This is a genomic window from Clostridium cavendishii DSM 21758 (assembly GCF_900141845.1).
In the GTDB taxonomy this organism is placed as follows: Bacteria; Bacillota; Clostridia; order Clostridiales; family Clostridiaceae; genus Clostridium_AG; species Clostridium_AG cavendishii.
In genome coordinates, this window is sequence record NZ_FQZB01000047.1 from 1 (window position 1) to 1,977 (window position 1,977).

General features: G+C 25.0%; 1 protein-coding gene. It reads left to right on the forward strand.

All coding sequences use genetic code 11. The features are described from left to right. A partial coding sequence (locus tag BUB01_RS22560; protein ID WP_242958472.1) for a condensation domain-containing protein occupies window positions 1–1,977 on the forward strand: 1,977 nt, incomplete at both ends.

Below are 1,977 nucleotides of genomic sequence, written 5' to 3' on the forward strand. Positions count from 1 at the left end.
TTTAATTTAGGCGGAGATTCTATAAAATCAATACAAGTAATATCAAGAGCTAAAGCAAAAGGATACTATTTTGAAGTTAAAGATTTATTTACAAATTCAACCATAAAAGAATTAAGTAAAAATATAAAGAATACTGTTTTAAAGATTAATCAAGACGAAATAGTTGGGGAAGTAGAACTAACCCCTATACAAAAATGGTTCTTTGAAATGAACTTTGAAGAAAGTAATCATTGGAACCAGGCAATGATGTTGTTTAGCAAAGAAGGCTTTGATGAAAAACTACTAATTAAATCATTTAATGCTATAGTTAATCATCATGATGCTCTAAGAATGGTATATAAAAACGAAAATGGTCTAATAAGGCAAATAAATAGAGGAATAAATGACTCTCTTTATGATTTGAATATTTATAATTACAGTACAAATAATGTTATTAATGAAGATGAAATAAGAGATTTATGTACTAAGATTCAAAGTAGCATAGATTTAGAAGAAGGACCACTTGTTAAATTAGGCTTATTCAAGAGTAATGAAGGAGATCATTTATTAATAGTAATACATCATTTAGTTGTAGATGGAGTTTCGTGGAGAATACTATTTGAAGATTTACAAGAAGCATATATGATGGCTAAAAATGGGCAAGAAATAGTACTTCAAGAAAAAACCACCTCATTTAAAGAATGGTCAGCTAAGCAAAATGAATATGCAAACACTTATATTATAAAGAAACAATTAGAATATTGGAATGGTATAGAAGGTCAATCTATACGCACTCTTCCTAAAGATAAAAATGAAGAAAATCCAAATCTAAGAAGCCTAAGAAATATAGGAACATCATTATCAAAGGAAGAAACAGAGAAATTATTAAAGTATTCAAATAAAGCTTATAATACAGAAATTAATGACATATTATTAGCGGCATTATCGCTAACAATAAGTCAATGGACAGGAGAAGAAAATACTTTAATTAACTTGGAATCTCATGGAAGAGAGGAAATAATAAAAGATGTAGATATAACAAGAACAATAGGTTGGTTTACATCTCAATATCCAGTAATTTTGAAAAACAGTGATAACAATCTTGATACTTTAATAAAAAATACAAAGGATTTATTAAGAAGAATACCTAATAAAGGAATTTCTTATGGAATAATAAAATACTGTTCTAATTCTGAAATTAAAGATAAGATTAAGTTTAATTTAAAGCCAGAAATATGCTTTAACTATTTAGGACAATTTGATGAAGATATTAACAATGATATTTTTACTTCTTCACCTTTAAGCTCAGGCATAGCTGTTTCTTTAAATAGTAAAAATTTATATCTATTGGATTTCTTAGGAATACTTAAAGATAAGAAATTAATATTAAATATAAGGTACAGTGATAATCAATATAATGAACAAACTATAATTTTACTAGCAAATAATTATAAAACAAATCTTATTAATATTATTAATTATTGCTTAAGCAAAGAAGAAAGTGAGAAAACAGCATCGGATATAACAAAGGAAAATATAAGTTTATATGAATTAAAGCCATATTTAAAAGATATAAACAATATAAAAAATATCTATCAATTATCACCAATGCAAGAAGGTATGTTATATCATACATTAGCTGATGATGAGTCGGAAGCATATCATAATTCACTAACATTGAAAATAAAAGGTGATTTAGATATTTCTATATTAGAAGAAAGCTTTAATAAATTAATAGCAAGACACGATATCTTAAGAACTGTTTTTGATAGTAAAAATTTTAATAAGAATATGCAAATTGTATTTAATGATAGGAAAACCAATGTAATCTATCAAGATATCAGTGAAGAAAATATTGATAAAGAATCTTATGTCAATAATATAATTAGCAAAGATAAGAAAAATAAATTTAAACTAGATAAAGATATTCTTATAAGATTAACAGTAATTAAGGTAGATAAAAATATCTATAGCTTGGTATTAAGTAACCATCATATT